The organism is Micromonospora auratinigra, from assembly GCF_900089595.1.
Classification (GTDB): Bacteria; Actinomycetota; Actinomycetes; order Mycobacteriales; family Micromonosporaceae; genus Micromonospora; species Micromonospora auratinigra.
In genome coordinates, this window is record NZ_LT594323.1 from 5,536,319 (window position 1) to 5,555,241 (window position 18,923).

An 18,923-nucleotide genomic window follows, 5' to 3' on the forward strand; every position below is an offset into this window, starting at 1 on the left:
AAACCATCTTTCATCGGCGACCGTTGTGGGCGTCGCCGCGGTGCCGTACGCTTCGCCTCGGCCCGCCCTCACGGTCCCGTGAGGAGCAGTCATGCCCTTGAACCGCCTGCTGACCCTCGGGGTCGGCGCCTGCACGGCGGTCGCGCTGAGCGTGCCCGTCGCCGCCGCACCGGCCTCGGCCGCACCCTCCACCCATCGCACCGGCGGCAGCCTGGTGCTGGTCGGCGGCGCGCTCGCCGACGACAACCGCGAGATCTACGACGACATCGTCCGGCTCGCCGGCGGTCCCGGGAAGGCCCGGATCGGCATCCTGACCGCCGGCGCCCCGGTGCCCGCCGAGGACCCGGACGCCGGCACCCCGGACTGCAACAACAGCGTCTGCAACGGCGACTACTACGTCGACCTGTTCAAGAAGTACGGCGTGGCGGACGCCCAGTGGATCCCGATCGACCTGGACCACCGGACCGCCGCCGACGACCCGGCCGTGGTCCGGCAGATCGAGTCGATGACCGGCTTCTTCCTCGGCGGTGGCGACCAGTACCGGTACGTCACCACGATGACCCGGGGCACCGCGCAGCGGGACTCGGCGGCGCTCGCCGCCGTCCGGCGCAAGCTGCGCGGCGGGGCCGTGGTCGCCGGCACCAGCGCCGGCGCGCAGATCATGGCCGGTCGCGACATGATCACCGGCGGTTCGGTCGACCCCGGCCTGCGGGACGGGGCGAAGCCGGGCTACTTCGACGACGCCGACGTGCTCGGCTACCTGCCGAAGGGCGGCTTCGGGTTCTTCACCGCCGGCCTGGTCGACACCCACTTCTCCCGGCGCGGCCGGGAGGCCCGCTCGATCCGGCTCGCCGCCGACACCCACCACCAGCGGGTCTTCGGGCTGGACGAGAACACCGCGCTGGAGGTCACCGGGGTCGGTGGCGGGCACCAGCGGCTGCGGGTGCTCGGGCAGCGCGGGGTGAGCGTGCTCGACCTGCGTACCGCCCGGGTGACCTCGGTCGGTGGGGTGTGGGGGATCGAGGGCGTGCGGTGGAGCCGGCTGACCGCCGGGGACTCCTACCGGGCCGACGGCTGGCGGGTGCTGGTCGCGCCCGGCAAGCCGCCGGTGGTCGCCGCCGACGGCCCGTGCACGGTGGCACCGTCGGACGACGTGCTCTACAACTACGCCCTGGTCGGGCTGGCCGAAGGGCTGGCCGCCCAGGCCGGCTGCGCGTCGGTCGGCGGCACCTCGTACGAGCAGGAGCCGCAGTGGGCGGCCGAGCTGACCCGGGGACGGGGCTTTGCCGCGTACCGGGGTGCGACGGCGACCTCCTTCACCGGTGTGGTGATCGGGATCCACAAGGCGTGACCTGACGGGCTCCCCGCCGCTGGGCGGGGAGCCCGTTCTCCGCCGGGTCGTTGCCCCGGGCGACAGAAGTCGGTCAACCGCCGTCCCCTGTTCACCCCGGTGTCACGCCCCGGGCCGGTGGCTGCGGTTGCGTGGTGGCGCAAGCGTCCCACCCGCCTGGAGGACTTCGTGAATTTCCGTTCCAGCCGCTGGCTGCTCGCCCCCGTGGTGGCCGGCGCGCTCGCCGCCGCCGGGCTCAGCCTGGTCAACCCGGTGACCGCCGCCGACGCGGCCAACGGCAAGGGCCGCGCCCGCAACGTCATCTTCATCAACGGCGACGGCATGTCGGCCGCCCAGCGCGAGGCCGCCCGCCTCTACCTCGCCGGCTTCGACGGCCAGCTCACCATGGACAAGCTGCCCTATTCCGGCCAGCTCACCACCAGCCCGCACGACCCGAAGTCGCCGATCACCGACTCGGCCGCCGCCGCGACCGCCTGGTCCACCGGCGAGAAGACCTACAACGGCGCGATCGGCGTCGACGTGGACGGCAACCCGCTGCCGATCCTGGGCGCACAGGCCAAGGCCGCCGGCAAGGCGACCGGCCTGGTGACCACCGCGCAGGTCACCGACGCCAGCCCGGCGGCGTTCTTCGCGAACACCGCCAACCGCTCGGCCCAGGACGAGATCGCCCGGCAGTACCTGGAGGTCACCCGGCCGGACGTCATCCTCGGTGGCGGCGAGGACTGGTGGCTGCCCGCCGGCAGCCCGGGCGCGTACCCGGACAAGCCGGCCGAGGACCCGTCCGAGGCCAGCAAGGGCACCAAGGGCGACCTGGTCACCGAGGCGAGGGCCAAGGGTTACCAGTACGTCTCGACCGCCGATCAGCTCCGGACGGCCCGACCCGGCAAGCTGCTCGGCCTGTTCGCCAACGAGGAGCTGTTCCAGCAGCGCCGCGAGGGCGAGGGTGACCGCTACGACCCGCCGGCCAGCCTGGCCACGATGACCTCGAAGGCGCTCGACACCCTGTCGCGCAACAAGAAGGGCTTCTTCCTCTTCGTCGAGGAGGAGGGCATCGACGAGTTCGCCCACGAGAACAACGGGACCCGGATGCTCCAGGCCCTCGGCGAGCTGGAGAAGGCCGTCGCGGTGGCCCGCAACTTCGCCGCCACCCACCCGGACACCCTGGTCGTGGTGACCGGCGACCACGAGTGCGGCGGCCTCACCGTCGAGGACACCGGCACCGCCGACGAGTCCGGTGACGGCATCTCGGCCGAGGACGGCCCGTTCCCGGTCAAGGGCAGCGCCCTCACCTTCAACCTGGACTGGACCACCAGCGGGCACACCGGCGTGGACGTGCCGGTCACCGCGTACGGCCCGCTGGCCGAGGAGTTCACCGGCAAGCACCCGAACACCCACGTGCACGACGTGCTCGCCCGGATCCTCACCCGCTGATCCGGCCGGCCGCGCCCTCCCGCCCCCACGAGGGGTGGGAGGGCGCGGCCGTTCAGCCCAGTAGCGCGAGCAGGTCGCCGAGGGAGGCCAGCGGGCGTCGGTGGGGCGTCACGAAGATGTAACAGAAGTTACGTATTGAGCAGTGAACTTAATGGATGTAACTTCTGTTTCATCGCTTCGTGGCCCCCCGGAGGTGCCCATGTCCCTTGCCCGCAACCCCCGCCGACTGTCCCTGGTGGCCGGTGCCGCAGCCCTGATCACCCTTGCCCCGATCGGCGCGACCGCCGCGTACGCCCAGGTCACCCGGGTACGTCAGGGCAGCTCGGCCGACGTCAGCCGGGCCGCCTGGTCCGGCCCGGCGTACACGATGAACGGCTCCGGCGGGATCGTCACCGCGACCATGACCAAGGCGATCGACGCCATCCGCGGCGGCACCGGCTCGATCGACGTGGTGGTGATCGCCGGCTCCGGCACCGGCACCCCGGAGTGCGACGTGATCACCGGCCTGACCGGCGTCAACTCCTGCACCACGCTCACCCTGACCGCCGCCCGCGACGGCAACGACAGCCAGGCGAACACCGACATCCGCAACGCCGAGTTCGTCTACTTCGCCGGTGGCAACCAGTGCAACTACGTGGCCTGGAAGGGCACCGCGCTGGAGGCGTCGGTGGAGTCCGTGGTGGCCAAGGGCGGTGGCGTCGGCGGCGGCAGCGCCGGCCACCACGTCAACAGCGACATCGTGTACGACGCCTGCACCGCGAGCGCCACCTCGGCGACCGCGCTGGCGAACCCGTACGACCGGTCGCTGACCTTCACCACCGGCATGTTCCGCTGGCCCAACTACGCCAACACCATCAACGACTCGCACTTCGTCACCCGGGACCGGATGGGGCGGACCATGGCCTTCGTGGCCCGGGCGGTCAAGGACGGCCTGGCCACCGGCGGCAAGGCGTGGGGCGTCGGGGTCGAGGAGGGCGCGTCGCTCTACATCGACCGGTCCGGGCTGGCCACCCTCAGCGGGCCCAGCGCGTACGTGGTGCTCGGCGACCACCAGCCCGAGGTGGCCGTCTCCGGGCAGCCGCTCACCTACACCAACTTCAAGATCTGGAAGCTCGGCAACGGCGGCACCTACGACTTCGCCAACCGGCCCACCTGCGGCTACTACCTGAAGAGCGTGCGGGCCGGCGTGCCGGACAGCAGCCTCTACAGCGGCACCCCGGTGACCGACTGCTCGACCACCCCGCCGCCGCCCAGCGGTGGGTCCAGCTACGCCGAGGTGGAGCCGAACGACAGCCGTACCGCCGCCAACGACATCACCGGGCTGACCTACCCGGCCACGGTGACCGGGGACATGAAGGCCAGTACCGACCGGGACTACTTCGCGCTCACCCTGAACAGCGGCCAGACGCTGACCGCGAACTGCGCGATCCCGACCGCGTACGACGCCGACCTGTACCTGCTCAGCTCGACCGGCAGCACGCTGACCCGCTCGGTGAACAGCGGCGCGGGCGCGGACGAATCGGTCACGCTGACCCGGACCGCGTCCGGCTCGGCCACGTACTACCTCGACCTGGAGGCGTACGCGGGCTCCGGCACCGCCGACTACACCTGCACGGTCAGCAAGTCCTGATTCCGGCACCCCCCGAGGAGCCCGTGGGAGGAACGGCCCCCAACCGTCCCTCCCACGGGCTCACCCCTGCGCGCGCTCGGGGTGCACCGGCCCGCGAGGGCGGGCCGTTACGCTCGCCCCGTGTCGAACCCCGATCTCGTCGACGAGTCGCCGGCCGTGGGCGTCGCGGCCCTGATCCGCCAGCGGCTCGGCGAGTGCAGCCCGGCGGAGCGCCGGGTGGCCCGCGCCCTGCTCGCCTCCTATCCGGCCGCCGGCCTGGGCACCGTCGCCGCCCTCGCCGAGCGGGCCGAGGTGAGCGCCCCGACCGTGCTCCGCTTCCTGTCCCGGCTCGGCTTCGGCGGCTATCCCGAGTTCCAGCGGGCGCTGCGCGACGAACTGGCCGAGCGGGAGACCTCGCCGCTGACCGCGTACCGGGCCAGCGAGCGCAGCGGGGCCCCGCCCGAGGGGGCGCTGTCCCGGGCCGCGCACACCCTGCCCGAGGCGGTCGCCGGCACCCTCGCCGAGCTGCCGCAGGGCGAGCTGGACGCCGCCGTACGCCTCTTCGCCGACCAGCAGCTGCGGGTCACCGCGGCCGGTGGCCGGTTCTCCGGCCTGCTCGCCCACTACCTGGTGCTGCACCTGATGCAGGTACGCGGCAACAGCCGGCTGCTGCCGGTCAGCCCGGTGGAGCGCACCGACATGCTGGTCGACGTGGGCAAGCGGGACCTGGTCACCCTCTTCGACTTCCGCCGGTACGAGGAGCCGACGCTGGCGCTGGCCCGGGAGGTCACCTCGCGGGGGGCCAAGGTGGTGCTCTTCACCGACCGGTGGCTCTCCCCGGTGGCCGGCCTGGCCGAGGTGGTGCTCCCCGGCCGGGTCGACTCACCCTCGCCGTACGACAGCTTCGTGCCGGCGTTGGCCCTGGTCGAGACGGTGGTGGCGGGGTTGATCGACCGGCTCGGCCCGGTGGCGGGTGCCCGGCTCAAGGCGATGGAGGCGGCGCAGCAAGCGTTCGGCAGGTGATCGCCGCGCGTTACAGAAAACTGTAACCCCACCGAAATAGTAACGTGAGTTACAGTCCGGGGGCTGGTTCGTTCTGGCCCCCGGAAGGACTCCCCATGCGCATCCGACAGTTCGCCCTCCTCGGCGCGGCCTCGGCGTTGCTCGCCGCCACCGCCGCCTGCGGCAGCTCCACCGACTCCCCGTCCTCCAGCGGCGGCGCCGACATCAAGCCGGTCTCCGTCACCATCGACGGGGTCGGCGCGGTCACCACCGACAACAACCTGGCCAAGAAGGTCCCCGCCGACGTCCGTGGCCGGGGCACCCTCACCGTCGCCACCAACGCGCCCTACCAGCCCTTCATCGACTTCAAGGTCGAGGGCAAGAACGACGAGTTCAAGGGCCTCGACTACGACCTGTTCCAGGCCGCCTCGGCCCGGCTCGGGCTGAAGGCCACCTTCACCCAGCAGCCCTTCGACGGCCTGGTCCCCGGCCTCCAGGCCGCCAAGTACGACGCCATCGCCGGCGGCATCACCGACAAGAAGGAGCGCCAGCAGGTCGCCACCTTCGTCGACTACTCCGCCTCCGGCACCGGCTTCCTGGTCAAGACCGGCAACCCGCTGGGCGTGAAGACCGTGGCCGACCTCTGCGGCCGCAAGGTCGCCGTGCAGAAGGCGAGCAACCAGGCGAAGAACCTGGCCACGTACTCCAAGGACAGCTGCGCCGGCAAGGCGATCGAGGTCAAGGAGTACCCGGAGAACCCGCAGGCCGTGCAGGCGCTGATCGCCGGCAACGTCGACGTGGTCGCCGCCACCAAGGTCAACCTGGTGGACACCGCCGGCTCGCTCACCGGCAAGGCCGAGCTGGTCGACGACGCCTCCGCCCCGAACGGCTGGCTGGCCAGCCCGAACGGCTTCGGCTTCCTCAAGGCCAACAAGGAGCTGGCCGAGGCGTACCGGGGCGCGGTGCAGTCCCTGATCGACGACGGCACGTACGCCAAGATCCTCGGCCAGTGGAAGCAGACCCCGATCGCGATCAAGCAGGCCACCATCGACCAGGCCATCGACTGACCCCGGCCCACCCTGGACCGCGGTCGCCGGGCGCCCTCCACATCCGTGAGGGCGGGCCCGGAGAGGCGCCCGGCGACCGCTGACCCTTCTTCCGCCCCCTCCGCAGGAGGCACGCCACATGAGCACCACCACCCCCGACACCCCGGCCGTACGGGTCGTCCCCGTCCGGCACTACGGGCGCTGGCTGACCGCGCTGGTCGTGGTCGGGCTGGCCGCCCTGTTCCTCCGGGCGCTGTTCACCAGCCCCAACCTGGAACCCGCCACGATCGCCCACTACCTGTTCAAGGACTACGTCCTCGACGGCGTGGTCACCACGCTCTGGCTCACCCTGCTGGCCATGCTGCTCGGCACGGCCGGCGGCATCCTGCTCGCGGTGATGCGGCTGTCCGACAACCCGGTGCTGCGCGGCGTCTCCTGGGCCTTCATCTGGATCTTCCGGGGCACCCCGCTGCTGGTCCAGATCATCTTCTTCGGCTTCCTCGGGGCGCTCTTCCCCCGGCTCACGCTGACCGTGCCGTTCACCGGCACCATCCTCTTCGACAAGCCGACCAGCGTGGTGGTCACCGGCACCGTGGCCGCCGTACTGGCCCTCTCGCTCAACGAGATGGCGTACGCCGCCGAGGTGATCCGGGGCGGCATCCTCGCCGTGGACGGCGGGCAGACCGAGGCCGCCGCGGCGCTCGGCATGGGCCCGACGTTGACCCTGCGCCGGGTGGTGCTGCCCCAGGCGATGCGGGTGATCATCCCGCCGATGGGCAACGAGACGATCACCATGCTGAAGTCCACCGCGCTGGTGTCCATCATCGCCGGGCGCGACCTGATGACCGCGGTGCAGACCGTCTACCAGAACAACTACAAGGTGATCCCGCTGCTGGTGGTGGCGGCGATCTGGTACCTCGCGCTGGTCAGCCTCCTGTCGGTGGGCCAGTGGCTGATCGAGCGCCGGTTCGGGCGCGGTTTCACCCGGGGAGGCGTGCGATGACTCCGATGGTGCGCGCCGAGGGCGTGACCAAGCGGTTCGGCCCGATCGAGGTGCTCAAGGGCATCGACTTCAGCGTGGCCCCCGGCGAGGTGGCCTGCCTGCTCGGGCCCTCCGGCTCCGGCAAGTCCACCTTCCTGCGCTGCGTCAACCACCTGGAGCGGATCGACGGCGGCCAGCTCTGGGTCGACGGCGAACTCGTCGGCTACCGCCGCCACGGCGACAAGCTGCACGAACTGAAGGCGCGCGAGGTGGCCGTCCGCCGCCGGGACATCGGCATGGTGTTCCAGCGGTTCAACCTCTTCCCGCACCTGACCGCGCTCGGCAACATCGTCGAGGCCCCGGTCCGGGTCCTCGGCACCCCACGCGAGAAGGCCCGCGAGCAGGCCCAGCGACTGCTCGACCGGGTCGGCCTGGCGGAGAAGGCCGGCCACTACCCGAGCCAGCTCTCCGGCGGCCAGCAGCAGCGGGTCGCCATCGCCCGGGCGCTGGCCATGCGCCCCAAGCTGATGCTCTTCGACGAGCCCACCTCGGCGCTCGACCCGGAACTGGTCGGCGAGGTGCTCGACGTGATGAAGGGGCTCGCCGCCGACGGGATGACCATGGTGGTGGTGACCCACGAGATGGGCTTCGCCCGCGAGGTCGCCGACCAGGTCGCCTTCCTCGACGGCGGGGTGGTGGTCGAGGCCGGGCCGCCCGACGAGGTGCTCGGCCGCCCCCGGCACGACCGCACCCGCGCCTTCCTGGACAAGGTCCTCTGATGGGGCAGTTGCTCGCGGCGGCCGGCGACCGGCTGGCCGCGTACCACGAGCGGCTCGCCCAACTGGTCGCGGTGGACTCCGGCTCCCGGCACGTCGAGGGGCTGCGGGCCGCCGGCGACCTGGTGCAGGCGTGGTGCCTCGCCGCCGGGATGGCGGTCGAGCGGGAACCCGTCGCCGACCCGGCCGGCCGACCGCTCGGCGACGTGCTGGTCGCCCGACGACGGGGCACCGGCACCCGCCGGATCCTGCTCGCCGGGCACCTCGACACCGTGTTCCCGCCCGGCACGGCCGCCACCCGGCCGTTCCGCGTGCAGGACGGCCGGGCGTACGGGCCGGGGGTCAGCGACGACAAGGGCGGAGTGCTCGCCGGACTCGCCGCCGTCGAGGTGCTCACCGCACTCGACCGGCACGGGTACGGCGAACTGGTGCTGGTCTGCACGCCGGACGAGGAGATCGGTTCACCCGGCAGCCGCCCGCTGCTGCGTACCCTCGGGGCCGAGGCCGACGTGGCGCTCTGCCTGGAGTGCGCCCGCGACAACGGCGACCTGGTGTCGGCGCGCAAGGGCGTGGCCGACCTGGAGGTGACCCTGCGGGGCCGGGCCGCGCACGCCGGCATCGAGCCGGAACGCGGGGCGAACGCGCTGCTCGCCGCCGCCCGGCTGACCGTCGCCTTCGACCAGCTCAACGGCCGCTGGCCGGGGGTCACGGTCAACGTCGGCGTGCTGGAGGCCGGCGGCCGACCCAACGTGGTGGCAGACCGGGCGCGGATGCTGGTCGACCTGCGCGCCTGGCGGGTCGGCGAGTACGAGGCGGCGCTGGCCGAGATCCGCCGGCTGGTCGCCCAGCCGGCCGTCTCCGGGGTCCGCGCCGAGCTGGCCGTGCACGCGCCCACCCCGCCGTGGGAGCCGGGACCGACCGGGCGGCGCCTCGCCGAGCTGGCGGCGAAGGTGGGCGCCGGCATCGGCGTACCGGTGGCGCACACCGCGACCGGCGGCTGTGCCGACGCGAACCTGCTGGCCGAGGCGGGCGCGGCGGTGCTGGACGGGCTGGGCCCGGTGGGCGGTGCGGACCACAGCCCGGGCGAGTGGCTGGACCTGGACTCGGTGGTGCCCCGGGTGGCGCTGCTGGCCGGCCTGATCGACGAGGTGACCCACGCCGACCTGCCCTGAACACGCCGGAGGGCCGGCCTCCCGTCCCGGGAGACCGGCCCTCTCGCGCGTCGGTCAGGAGCTGTAACCGCGGCCCGCGATCCAGTTGGCCAGCTCGGTCACGTCCATCCAGTACTCCGGCTCGTTCGGGCTGGCCGGGTCGGCGATCAGCACCGTGTTGCCGTCGTCCTTGTACTCCACCACGGTCAGGTAGTGACCGGGGTAGCTGTGCTCGACGCCGTCGACGTCCTTCGCCCCACCGAGGATGTTGGCGACGACCGGGCGGTCCGCGTCCACGGCGGCCTTCACGTCCGCCCGCAGCCGCTCCACCTGCTCCCGGGTGGCGACGTCGTCGCGGATCTCGGTGGTCCGGTACTTGCCGCCGGTGTACTCGTTGAGCACCCGGGTGATGTCGATCGCCGAGTCGGTGCCGTTCTCGGTGGTGCCCAACTTGCGGGCCAGCTCGTCCTGGCTGACCTCCTTGCCCTCCGCCGACAGGGCGATCCGGGTCGAGGCCGGGCCGCAGTAGTAGAAGTTCGGCTGCGCCTCGTACTCGTAGCCGGCGCGGCGCTCACCCTTGCCCTTGCCGGTCTTGTCCGCCTTGTCGGCGGTGACCGGCGCGGCGTGGGCCGGGGCGGCGTACGCGGCCACGGCCGGGCCGGCGACGATCCCACCGGACATGACCAGACCGGCGGCGGACAGCAGGCTGCTACGGAAGATCGAGTTCATGTCGAAGCTCCATTCGGGGGTTGTCGTCCCGTCGCGGGACGCAGCACCGGGAGTGGCGCTCGGCTGTGCTCTCGGGGGCGCGGGCCGGGGCGGCCCGCTCGCTCACGGGGGTGCAACGACCGCCCGGCGGCCCCGATTCCGCCGCGTGGCGTCGGCCACCCCCGAACCGGACACTGAGCCCACCAGCGCCCTGACGTGCGGAAGCGGGCCGTAGAGGCGTGGCGTTCGAGTGCGGCGGCCGGGCAGTCTCGCTGGCGCTGGCGCTGGCGCTGGCGCTGGCGCTGGCTCGGACCGGCCGGCACCGGCTCGGCCGGAGGCGGCCCCGGCGGTGGGCAATCGGCCGCTACAAGCTTGATGACCCAAACGGTTCAGCGGAGGTTCGCGGGCCCCGCAGCCGTGAATCGTTTACGCCGTCAACTTTGCAGCGACCGGAACGTGGTCTCATGCCGCAGCGTGCGGGCGTGCGCTCACTCGACGGGCGGGAGACTGCCCAGCAGGCGGGTGACGGCGATCTCGATGACCACCCGCTCCGGGTTGGGGCGCGGCTGGCGGTAGCGCTCGGCGTAGCGCCGCTCGGCCTCCGCCACCGCTTCCGGGTCGCGGCGCAGCACCGCCCGGCCCTCCACGGTCAGCCACCAGCGGCCGTCCACGTGGCAGGCCGCCGCCGGGACACCGGCCGGGCCGGCCGCCGCCACGTGCCGGGCCTTGGCCGAGCCGGCCGAGGTGATCACCCGGGCCAGGCCGGCGTCCGGGTCGAAGGTGACCCCCACCGGGACCACGTGCGGGGTGCCGTCCGCGCGCAGGGTGGTCAGCGTGGCCAGGTGCCGCTCGCGGAAGAACCGGACCACCCGCTGGTCGTGGGGGTCCAGCCGGTGATTGCCCGCCATCTGCCGTCCTCGGTCCGTCGGTCCGGGCCGACGTCGACCCGAATGGAGATCATGACACGGGACGGCGGGGCAGCTCCGGCGGCGACGGGAACTCCGCCCGATCGGCGGCCGCCTGCTGCGCGGCGCGGTGCTTGGCGACCAGCCGGCCCAGGTAGAACAGCGTGCCGGCGAGCACGCCCATGTCGTCCAGGTAGATCGGGTCGGGGAGCAGGTCGACCGGGAGGATCGTGTAGATCAGCGCGCCGTAGAAGGCGAACTTGCCGCCCGCTCCCAACGCGCCGAGCAGGCGGTAGGTGCGGAACACCCGGACGGCGAGCCACACCGCGCCGACCAGCGTCGCCAGCGCGAGGACGCCACCGAGCACGACAAGGATCCAGGTCTCGCGGGACACGAGGTCACGCTAGCCCAGCCGGGCCACTCCCGCCCGGCGACTCAGTACGCCGGCACGGCGGCCCGGCCCCGGGCCACCGGCACGGTCTCCGTGCCGCGGACGGTGGCCGGCAGCTCACGGGTGGTCTCCGGCCCGGTCAGTTCCACGATGGAGAGCGCCGACTGCTGCTCCGGGGCGGGGCGGGTCGCGGCGTACGCCTCGTCGCGCAGGCTCCGCGCGGCGGCGGCGGCCAGCTCGGCGGCCCGCCAGGCGGCCTGCTCCCGGGTGCGGGCGGCGTCCTGCCGGGCGCGCACGTTGTCCCGGATCAGCCGGCGCAGCAGCAGTTCCTGCTCCACCGGGTGCCGGCGCGGATCCCAGCCCTGGTGACCGAGGATGTCGCTGAGCTGCTCGACGGTGATGTCCTTGCGCCACTGCGCGTCCAGCGCCGCCCGGTGCAGCCAGCGCTCCCGGTCGGCGTACTCGGCGGGGGTCCGGGCGGTCCGCGGCAGCGGCAGCGCGGCGGCGGCGGCCAGCCGACGGACCTGCTCCTCCGCCGCCTCGTACGCCTGCCACGCCTCCTCGACCTCCTCCTGGGCGGCCAGCCACTCGGTCCGCCGCCGCTCGGCGGTGGCCGTCGCGCGGGCCGCGGCCACCTCCAGCTCCCGGGCGTACCGGGCCCGCTCGCGGGCCTCCTCGGCCAGCTCCAGGCTGCTCGGCCGGGCGGCCTCGCTGATCCGGTCGCCGAACACCGCCCGGAACCGGTCCGGCAGGACGATCAGGGCGGCGACCACGATCGCCGCCACGGCGAGCAGGGCCAGCCAGATGACGGCGGCCTGGGGGACGTCGGGCAGGACGGTGGAGAAGACGGTCTGCATCACCAGCACCTCGTGGGGGCGGTCGGAAGGTCGCGGTCTGGGGCCCCGGGGCGGGGCGGAGGAGCGCCGCCGGTACGGCGCGGAGCCGTACCCGGAAAGCGGCGGGAGCATGCCGAGGGCCGCGGGCGCGGCCGGCGCGGTCAGGCGCTCGGCGGGCCGCGCCGGGCGACGGAGGCCCGACCGGGATCGCCGGCCGGCGTGGCCGGGGCGGTGTCCACCGGCGCCGACGCCACGTCGGGGGCGGCGGACCGCGACGGTACGCCGGTGGCCGGACCGCCCGACGCCGCGCGCGGGGCGCGGGTGGGGAAGTCGGCGGCCGAGGCGGCCGTGGTGGACCAGGTGATGGCGGTGACGCCGACGCCGGCCGGGGCGGCCGGTCGGTCGGCCGTCGTCGCGGCGGCCCGCAGGTCCAGCGCCGGGCGGCTCGTCGCCGCTGGGCGGAGCGGGTCGACGGGGGCCGGCGCGGCCAGGCCGTTGAGCCCGACGACCAGCACCAGGGCGGTCGCCGCCATCCGGGTGAGCCGGCGCAGGGTGCGCAGCGTGGCCGCCCGGACCGGGGTGGCGAACGCTACGGACTGCACCGCTTCAACCTATCGGTCAGGACCGGCTCATGCACCCCGGCAATCCTCGCGGGCGACGTGACCCGCCCCACGACACCCCTGTGGACGGAGCGGTCCCACGGCGGGATACGACCGCCGGACGACCGCCGGATGCATCGACAGTGATGAGATTGTCCACAGTTATCCGACCGGTCGCGTCGGGCACCATCGAGCCGGACGGGGACCGTCGATCGTCCCCGCCGTACCCCGAGCAGGCAGGGAGAACCTCATGGGAGCACCGCGCCGCGCGGCGGCCGTCGTCGCCGCCCTCACCGCCGCCACCGCGCTGACCGCCACCCCCGCGTACGCGGCGACCGGCACCGTCGACACCGGCCCGCTGCGCCCGGTCGACGCCGTGGACGTGCAGCGGTACGCCGGCGACTGGTACCAGGTGGCCGCGATTCCGCAGCTCTTCGAGATCCAGTGCTGGAAGAACGTCAAGGCCCGGTACGACGTCCAGACCGACGGCACCATCGGGGTCCGCAACACCTGCCGGACCATCGTGGGCAGCACCAGCACGGTCACCGGCCGGGCCCGCAGCGAGAACCCGCCGGCGAACTCGGCGCTCACGGTGTCCTTCCTGCGGCTCGGTGACCGGTGGATCTACCTGAACGGCCCGAACTACGTGATCATCGGGCTGGACCCGGAGTACCGCTGGGCCGTCGTCGGTGACCCCGACCGCAGCAGCGGCTTCGTGCTGTCCCGGGAGCCGGCCCTGGACGCGGGGCAGCTCGCCGCCGCCAAGGCGGTCCTCACCGCCAACGGGTACGACCTCTGCGACTTCCGCACCACCCGCCAGGACGGCGGTGCCCGCGCCGGCGCGTTCTGCTGACCGGCCCGACGGCCCACCCGGTGCCCCCGAGGCACCGGGTGGGCCGTCGGCTCACTCGGCCCGCAGCCCGTCCGGCCGGGTCAGCCGCCACAGCACCGGCAGGCTGGCCCCGGTCACCAGCAGCACCACCCCGGCGCCCAGCCCGACCCCCAGCCCGACCACCGGCCAGTTCACCACCACCGGCGCGCCGACCAGGCGGAGCAGGACCGCCCCCAGGGCCAGCCCGACGCCGGCGGCGAGGAGCAGGCCGGCCAGCACCGGCACCCCGGTCTGCCCCAGCACCGACCAGCCGAGGGTGCTGCGGGGCGTCCCGACGGCGACCAGGGTGGCGAGCAGCCGGCGGCGCTCCCGGAGCTGCTCCAGGACCCCGACCAGCATGCTCACCCCGATCAGCACCAGGGTGACCACCGCGCCGGCGAGCAGGCCTCGGCGGACGTTGGCGAACGGCCGGCTCTCGGTGGTGGCGTCGAGGGTGAGGACCGCGCCGGTCGGACCGACGGCGTTGCGGACCCGCTCCACCGCGTCCCGGTCGCCCGGGTCGAGGCGGAGCAGCGCGGTCGCGCCGGCCTGCTGCGGGGTCAACTCGCCCAGGGCGGCGGGAGTGATCAACAGGCCGTTGTGCCGCCCGCCCATCGGGTCGTCCCGCCCGGGCACGGTCCGGGCCCGGGCCGGCACCCGCCACGGCGTCGCGCCGTTGTCGAAGGTGACCGCGGATCCCGGTGTCACCCCGGCGGGCGGGGCGTCCCGCCAGGTCAGGAAGACGTCGCCGTCGGCGCAGTCGCCCAGCCGGGCGTACTCGGCGAGGGCGGCGCAGTCACCGACCCGCACGTCGGCGCCGGACCCGTCCCCGCCGGCCGGGCGCGGCGACGTCGGGAAGGCCGCGAACGACAGCGTGCCGACGCTGCGGGTCACACCCGGCACCGCGGCCAGCCGGTCGAGCACCTGCCGGGGCTGCGCCGGGTCGTGCAGCGCGACCAGCACCTGTGCCCGGCTCGGGTCCTGCCCGCTGGGCCGGCGGAACTCGTCCTGCACCCCGGCCACCAGCATCTGCAGTCCGATGGTGCCGGCCACGGCCACCGCCACGCCGCCGACCAGCCGGGCCGGGGCGGCACTGTCCAGTTGCAACCGGCGGACCGCGAGCTGCCAGGCCGGCGGTCCGCCGCGCAGCGGACGTGCCAGCAGGTCGACCAACCAGGGCAGGACGGTGACCGTACCGATCAGCAGCAGCACCGCGCCCGCCACCACCCGTGCGTCGGTGCCGGCCGAGCGGGCGGTCCGGACGTCGCCGACCGGCAGCAGCAGGGCCACCCCGGCGGCGGGCAGCACCAGCCGCCACCAGAGCCGGCGGCGGGCCGGGGTGGCCCGTCGGCTGACGCCCAGCGGCGTGACCAGGACCTGCCGCAGGGCCAGCAGCGCCGTCCCGGCGGCGAGGAGCGGTACGGCCAGCGCCACCACCGCGACCAGCCACGGCACCGGCCGCAGGTCGTCCGGATAGACGCTGATGTCGTACAGCGAGATCACCGTGGCCAGTTGTCGGCCGGCGAGGAAGAGCGCCCCGCCGACGGCGAGCCCGAGCAGCGCGGCGGCACCGGCCTCGGCGGCGGCGATCCGGCGGACCATGCCGGCGTCGGCGCCGAGCAGCCGCAGCGCCGCCAGCCGGCGGTCGCGTTGTTCCCCGCCGAACCGGACCGCGGCCGCCAGGAACACCACGATCGGCAGCAGCAGCACCACGAAGACCACCACCACGAGCAGCCAGAGCATCGGCCCGAACTCCTCGCCCGGGCCGCCCCCGCCGAAGCGGTCGAGCCGGGTCGCGTCCTCGTCGGCGGCGGCGCGACCGAGGTAGAACGCCAGCTCGTGCGGGCCGGCCAGGCCCTCGCGGCCGATCGTTCCGGTGACCCGGGCCCCGTCCAGGCGGGGCGCGAACAGCTTCCCGTCCGGCGACTCCAGCAGCTCGCGCAGCGCCGGCGAGACCACCACCTCACCCGGGCGGGGCAGCGCGGTCAGCCCCGGCGGCACCGGCGCGTCCGGGCCCTCCGGGTGCAGGATCCGGCCGCGGACCGGACGGTCCCGGAAGACCGTGTCCACCGGGACGACCAGCACGGTGTTCCCGGCCGTCGCCAGGTCCGGGCGCACCCCCAGGTCGGCCCGGGCCGCGGTGCGCTCGGCGCGGGCGTCGACCGCGCCGGGCACGGCCGCCGCCAGCAGCAGCATCGCCACGCCGACCCCGACGCCCAGCGCGGTGAGCAGGGTCCGGGTCCAGCCGGCCCGCCCGCCGGTGACCGCCATCCGGGCGCCCATCGCCAGGTCGCCCGCCGTGGCCCGCAGCCGGCCGCCGGGCCGGCGCCGCTCCGTCGCGGTCACGCGACCTGCTCCAGGCTGCGGGCCCGACCGTCCCGGACCACCACTTCCCGGTCGGAGTACGCGGCCACCCGCGCCTCGTGGGTGACCAGCACGACGGCGGCGCCGGTCTCCCGGGCCGCCCCGGCGAGCAGTCGCATCACCCGCTCACCGTTGAGTGAGTCCAGTGCCCCGGTGGGCTCGTCGGCGAAGATGACCCGAGGGCCGGTGACCAGCGCGCGGGCCACCGCCACCCGCTGCCCCTGGCCGCCGGAGATCTCGCCGGGGCGCTTGCCGGCGACGTCGGTCACCTCCAGCCGCTCCAGCCACTCGGTGGCCCGCCGTTCCGCCTCGCGGCGGGGCACCCGTTCCAGGCGCAGCGGTAGCGCCACGTTCTCCTGGCAGGTCAGCTCCGGCACGAGCTGCCCGAACTGGAAGACGAAGCCGAACTCGCGACGGCGCAGCGCGCTGCGCCCGGCGTCGGGGAGGGTCGTCAGGTCGGTGCCCCGGTAGCGGACCCGGCCCCGGTCCGGGGTCACGATGCCGGCGAGGCAGTGCAGCAGGGTGGACTTGCCGGAGCCGGACGGTCCCATCACCGCGAGCACCTCCCCGGCCCGTACGGACACCGAGGCGCCGGCGAGGGCCGGGGTGGGGCCGAAGGAGCGGTGCAGGTCCTCGCCGACGAGCAGCGGTTCGGCGCTCATCCGCGCACCTGCAGGGCGAGCTCGTCGAGACGGGCGGCGGTCAGCTCCAGCCAGCGCAGGTCGGCTTCGAGGTGGAACAGCGCGTGGTCGCAGATGAGCTGATCGGCGAGGTCGCCGTGGCTCTTGCGGCGGGTCAGCTCGCGCATCAGCCGCAGGTGCTCGGCGCGCTGGGTGTCCAGCAGTTCACCGGCGGAGCGGCCGGTGAGCAGGGCGAGCACCACCTTGGTGTAGAGCACGCTCTGCAGGTACGGCTCGGGCTTCTCGGGTTGGGAGAGCCACTGCCGGACGTCGGTGACCCCGGCGTCGGTGACCGCGTACCGCTTGCGTTCGGGGCCCTCGCCGGGCTCGACCGAGTCCACCGTCACCAGGCCGTTGCGCAGCAGCCGGGAGAGGGTCGAGTAGACCTGGCCGAAGGCGAGTGGTCGGGCGTGCCCGAACCGCTCGTCGTACGCCCGCTTGAGGTCGTATCCGTGCCGGGGGCTGGACTCCAGCAACCCGAGGAAGGTGTGACCGATCGACATGGACGCGACTATACACACTAGGTATACGTCGTAGGTATACCGGATCCGAAAGGGCGCGGCACCCCGGGAAGGGGGTGCCGCGCCCGTCGTTCGTCGGTGCCGGTCAGTCGGTGCCGAGCACCGGCGGCGCGGCCGATCGGCCGTCGCCCCAGACCATCTCGTCCTCGGTCAGCCAGGTGAGGTGCTCGTCCGACTCGTCGTCGCCGTGCTGGCCGTTGCGGCCCAGCACGCCGTTGCGCCCCGCCATCGCGGGCCGGTTGCCGGTGGCGCCCCGGCCACCGTTGGACCGGCTCTCGCCGTCGGCCACGACGCCCTTGCCGCCCGCGAGCCGGCCGGCGCCGGCCGCCGACCGGTTCTCCAGCCCGCCGCCCAGCCGGCCGGCGCCCGCCGACGATCCGGTGGAACCCGCCAGCGAGCCGGTGCCGACGCCGGGGACGCCGAAGAAGGAGTTGCCGCCGCCGCCCGGCAGGGTCGGGGACGCGGCCGCGACGCTGGTGCCGCCGAGGCCGACGGTCGGACCGGTGGGGGCGAGCGGGACGGCGGCCCCGGCCAGCGAGGTGCCGCTGGGGTCGTCGGCGCCGACACCGCCGACCAGGCCGGTGGTGCCGACCGTGCCGACGGACCCGACCGTGCCCGGACCGCCGGTGCCGGAGTGCGAGGTGCCCACCGTGCCGCTGGTCGGCGCGGTGTGGTGCCCGCCGGAGGTGGTCGCGGTGGCACCCGGGTTGGCCCCGAACGTGCCGGAACTCGGCCCGCCGCTGGGCGTGCCCACCGACGGACCGCTGCTCAGCCGGGTCAGGTCCGAGGCGGTGTGGCCGGGCGTCCGGTCGTCCGGCTTCTGGGGCACGACGATCCGGTCGTACGCGGAGAAGTCGTAGCCCTCGGCGAGCTTGGCCACCACCTGGACCATCCGCTGGTGGGCCTTCTCCTGCTCGGCCTCGTCCTGCGAGTGACCGACGAAGCCGCCGATGACCGCGCCGACGCCACCGCCCATCACGAAGCCCTTGACCGCGCCGCCGATCAGCTTGTCGTTGTCGTCGGTCTCCTCCGGGCTCTCCGCCTTGGCCTTGGCGTCGCGCAGCTCGGTGGCCATCATGTCCAGCGCCTGCCGCATGCCGGCCATGCCCTCGGCGATGCTGCCGGAGTAACCGACGACCAGGTCCACCCGCTCCTGGAACTTCAGCGCGGCGTCGCCCGTCCAGGTCCTGTTGAGCGCCTCCAGATCGGCCGACAGGTCCCGGCCGAGGCCCTCGACGGTGTCCTTCAGCGAGCTCCACTGGCTGCTCAGGGTCTCGATCTGCTTCGGGTCACCGGAGGTCACGCCCTGGTAGAGCTCCTTGTGGCTGACGTGCTCGTAGCGCTGGGTGTACTCAGACACGGGGATCCCCACCCTTCACCGGCTTCAGCACCTCGTCGACCCCGGCGAGGGCGGCGAGGATGTCGGCCGCGGCGGCGGCGTTGCGCGCCTCCGCGGTCCGGTAGTTGGTCATGATCGTCTTGGTCGCCTCCCGGGTGGCGACGATGGCCCGGTGCAACCGCTCGGCGTGTGCGACGTAGCCCGCGTACACCTTGGAGTAGCGCTGCGAGTTGTCCACCGCGTCGGTGAACGTGCCGAGCGCCGGTGGCCGGCACTGCATCTCGGTGTTGAGCTTGCGCAACACCGACTCGGCCTCGCTCAGCCGCTGCTCGAGCCGCTGGTGAAAGTCCTCCAAGGACAG

Annotated in this window: 19 protein-coding genes; 9 read left to right on the plus strand and 10 right to left on the minus strand. The window is 74.1% G+C overall.

Annotation, left to right across the window (positions count from 1 at the left end):
• Positions 1–91 precede the first annotated feature (91 nt).
• The 8 genes from GA0070611_RS25155 to GA0070611_RS25190 all read left to right on the plus strand — a co-directional run bounded on the left by GA0070611_RS25155 (position 92) and on the right by GA0070611_RS25190 (position 9,369).
• On the plus strand, positions 92–1,351 hold the full coding sequence (locus tag GA0070611_RS25155) for a cyanophycinase (RefSeq protein ID WP_091669267.1): 1,260 nt from the start codon (positions 92–94) through the stop codon (positions 1,349–1,351).
• A 168-nt stretch (positions 1,352–1,519) separates the two neighbouring features.
• Positions 1,520–2,782, plus strand: coding sequence for an alkaline phosphatase (locus GA0070611_RS25160; RefSeq protein WP_091669272.1), 1,263 nt, complete (start codon positions 1,520–1,522; stop codon positions 2,780–2,782).
• A gap of 199 nt (positions 2,783–2,981) precedes the next feature.
• Positions 2,982–4,412 carry a hypothetical protein gene (locus tag GA0070611_RS25165; protein ID WP_091669277.1) on the plus strand — a complete coding sequence of 477 codons (1,431 nt, stop codon included), beginning with the start codon at positions 2,982–2,984 and terminating at the stop codon, positions 4,410–4,412.
• A 120-nt stretch (positions 4,413–4,532) separates the two neighbouring features.
• Positions 4,533–5,414, plus strand: coding sequence for a MurR/RpiR family transcriptional regulator (locus tag GA0070611_RS25170; protein ID WP_197675792.1), 882 nt, complete (start codon positions 4,533–4,535; stop codon positions 5,412–5,414).
• A gap of 95 nt (positions 5,415–5,509) precedes the next feature.
• Positions 5,510–6,460 (plus strand): transporter substrate-binding domain-containing protein, encoded by a 951-nt coding sequence (locus tag GA0070611_RS25175; protein WP_091669280.1) that lies wholly within the window; start codon positions 5,510–5,512, stop codon positions 6,458–6,460.
• Positions 6,461–6,578: 118 nt separating this feature from the next.
• Positions 6,579–7,442 (plus strand): amino acid ABC transporter permease, encoded by an 864-nt coding sequence (locus GA0070611_RS25180; protein WP_091669285.1) that lies wholly within the window; start codon positions 6,579–6,581, stop codon positions 7,440–7,442.
• Entirely contained in the window at positions 7,439–8,200 is a 762-nt protein-coding gene (locus tag GA0070611_RS25185) for an amino acid ABC transporter ATP-binding protein (protein ID WP_269456324.1), read from the plus strand. Before GA0070611_RS25180 ends, GA0070611_RS25185 begins: the two co-directional genes overlap by 4 nt.
• On the plus strand, positions 8,200–9,369 hold the full coding sequence (locus tag GA0070611_RS25190; RefSeq protein WP_091669290.1) for a M20 family metallopeptidase: 1,170 nt from the start codon (positions 8,200–8,202) through the stop codon (positions 9,367–9,369). The genes GA0070611_RS25185 and GA0070611_RS25190 overlap by 1 nt, the downstream gene beginning before the upstream one ends.
• Before the next feature lie 54 nt (positions 9,370–9,423).
• Here GA0070611_RS25190 and GA0070611_RS25195 read toward each other — a convergent pair whose 3' ends face one another.
• The 5 genes from GA0070611_RS25195 to GA0070611_RS25215 all read right to left on the minus strand — a co-directional run bounded on the left by GA0070611_RS25195 (position 9,424) and on the right by GA0070611_RS25215 (position 12,790).
• Positions 9,424–10,077 carry a C39 family peptidase gene (locus GA0070611_RS25195; RefSeq protein WP_091669293.1) on the minus strand — a complete coding sequence of 218 codons (654 nt, stop codon included), beginning with the start codon at positions 10,075–10,077 and terminating at the stop codon, positions 9,424–9,426.
• A gap of 467 nt (positions 10,078–10,544) precedes the next feature.
• Complete coding sequence (locus tag GA0070611_RS25200; RefSeq protein ID WP_091669296.1) at positions 10,545–10,964, minus strand: pyridoxamine 5'-phosphate oxidase family protein; 420 nt, start codon at positions 10,962–10,964, stop codon at positions 10,545–10,547.
• Positions 10,965–11,013: 49 nt separating this feature from the next.
• Positions 11,014–11,355 carry a YkvA family protein gene (locus tag GA0070611_RS25205; RefSeq protein ID WP_091669300.1) on the minus strand — a complete coding sequence of 114 codons (342 nt, stop codon included), beginning with the start codon at positions 11,353–11,355 and terminating at the stop codon, positions 11,014–11,016.
• Between the two features lie 41 nt (positions 11,356–11,396).
• A complete protein-coding gene (locus GA0070611_RS25210; RefSeq protein WP_091673414.1) occupies positions 11,397–12,209 on the minus strand; it encodes a hypothetical protein in 813 nt (270 codons plus the stop codon).
• Positions 12,210–12,349: 140 nt separating this feature from the next.
• Positions 12,350–12,790, minus strand: a complete 441-nt coding sequence (locus GA0070611_RS25215) for a hypothetical protein (protein WP_091669305.1) — start codon at positions 12,788–12,790, stop codon at positions 12,350–12,352.
• A gap of 247 nt (positions 12,791–13,037) precedes the next feature.
• On the opposite strand from GA0070611_RS25215, the gene GA0070611_RS25220 reads away from it, so the two are divergent.
• Positions 13,038–13,640 (plus strand): lipocalin family protein, encoded by a 603-nt coding sequence (locus tag GA0070611_RS25220; RefSeq protein WP_091669308.1) that lies wholly within the window; start codon positions 13,038–13,040, stop codon positions 13,638–13,640.
• A gap of 51 nt (positions 13,641–13,691) precedes the next feature.
• On the opposite strand, the gene GA0070611_RS25225 is transcribed toward GA0070611_RS25220, so the two are convergent.
• The 5 genes from GA0070611_RS25225 to GA0070611_RS25245 form a co-directional block, all read right to left on the minus strand.
• On the minus strand, positions 13,692–16,004 hold the full coding sequence (locus GA0070611_RS25225) for an FtsX-like permease family protein (protein WP_197675793.1): 2,313 nt from the start codon (positions 16,002–16,004) through the stop codon (positions 13,692–13,694).
• Positions 16,001–16,684, minus strand: coding sequence for an ABC transporter ATP-binding protein (locus GA0070611_RS25230; protein WP_091669311.1), 684 nt, complete (start codon positions 16,682–16,684; stop codon positions 16,001–16,003). The genes GA0070611_RS25225 and GA0070611_RS25230 overlap by 4 nt, the downstream gene beginning before the upstream one ends.
• On the minus strand, positions 16,681–17,205 hold the full coding sequence (locus GA0070611_RS25235; protein WP_091669313.1) for a PadR family transcriptional regulator: 525 nt from the start codon (positions 17,203–17,205) through the stop codon (positions 16,681–16,683). Before GA0070611_RS25235 ends, GA0070611_RS25230 begins: the two co-directional genes overlap by 4 nt.
• A 103-nt stretch (positions 17,206–17,308) precedes the next feature.
• Complete coding sequence (locus tag GA0070611_RS25240; protein ID WP_091669316.1) at positions 17,309–18,583, minus strand: WXG100 family type VII secretion target; 1,275 nt, start codon at positions 18,581–18,583, stop codon at positions 17,309–17,311.
• Positions 18,576–18,917 carry a hypothetical protein gene (locus GA0070611_RS25245; protein WP_231921214.1) on the minus strand — a complete coding sequence of 114 codons (342 nt, stop codon included), beginning with the start codon at positions 18,915–18,917 and terminating at the stop codon, positions 18,576–18,578. Before GA0070611_RS25245 ends, GA0070611_RS25240 begins: the two co-directional genes overlap by 8 nt.
• Positions 18,918–18,923 lie beyond the last annotated feature (6 nt).